Below are 1,227 nucleotides of genomic sequence, written 5' to 3' on the forward strand. Positions count from 1 at the left end.
AACTAAAAGAACTCAGCGCGATTACTCCCTCGCTTTTAAACTCACTGTAGTTGATGAGGTTGAAAAAGGAAGCCTCACTTACAAACAAGCCCAAGAGAAGTATGGCATCCAAGGTTGCTCTACGGTTTTGGTTTGGCTTCGTAAGCATGGTCGACTAGATTGGTCTAAAGGGACACCTAACTTTATGTCCAAAGGAGACTCTATGGCCGAGTTCAATTTACCTCCTACACCAGAGCAACGTATTAAAGAGCTTGAGAAGCAGCTCGAAGATGCTCAACTCAAAGCCGACTTCTTTGAAGCTGTCGTGAACGTTATGGAACGTGACTATGGTGTTAGAGTGACAAAAAAGCACAAAGAAGCGTTGTCCAAGAGAAAACCATAGTAGGTTTGAGCGTTACGAAGTTTTGTCAGTTAGTACAAATCTCTCGCCAAGCTTATTATAAGCAATGCCAAACTCAATCTCGTTGTGAACATCATGAGCATGCTGTCATTGGCTTTGTCCGTGAAGTCAGGCTGAAGCAGCCACGCATTGGCACGCGTAAACTGAAGTTCTTAGCAGCAACAAAGGGCATTCAAATAGGTCGCGATAAGCTCTTTGAACTTCTCAGAAAGCATCGGCTGTTAGTGAGAGCAAGACGAGCCTATCACCGAACGACTGACAGCCGTCATCGATTTTTCTGTCACCCAAACAAAGTGAAAGATGGGCTGACACCAACGAAGCCAGAACAACTGTGGGTTGCTGATATTACTTACTTGCCAACTCAAAATGGAGAGAGTTATCTCAGCTTGGTTACAGACGCTTATTCAAGGAAGATTGTTGGTTTTTATGTGGATGACAACATGAAAACTCAATCAGTTAAGCGGGCATTTATCTCAGCTCTCAGGCAACGGCAGAGTGAAGAAAAGCTAATACACCACTCAGATAGAGGCTCACAATACTGTTCGAAGGAATATCAAGATATCCATAAGAAACATAGAGTGACTTGCTCAATGACAGACGGGTATGACTGTTATCAGAATGCTTTAGCTGAGCGTGTAAATGGGATACTCAAAATGGAGCTCTTGCTGAAGAAACCGAAAGATCTGAAAGAAGCAAGGACGATGGTAGCAGAGTCCGTAGATATCTATAATCAAATGAGGCCTCATACGGCTTTAAAATACAAAACGCCCGATGAAGTACATCGAGCGTTTTAGTTAAAAAGTGTCAACCCATATCAGGACGGGTCA

At 43.3% G+C, this 1,227-nt stretch carries 1 protein-coding gene; it reads left to right on the plus strand.

Translation table 11 applies throughout. The features are described 5' to 3' along the window. Positions 1-1,194 (plus strand): IS3 family transposase gene (locus R8O11_RS24935; protein WP_250154599.1). Its coding sequence is split into 2 segments (ribosomal slippage), with 1,195 coding nucleotides annotated over them: positions 1-356 and positions 356-1,194; the frame shifts between segments, so codons are not numbered across the junction. This gene is flagged as partial in the annotation. Positions 1,195-1,227: the final 33 nt, after the last annotated feature.

It is taken from the genome of Vibrio sp. 1288, from assembly GCF_033344475.1.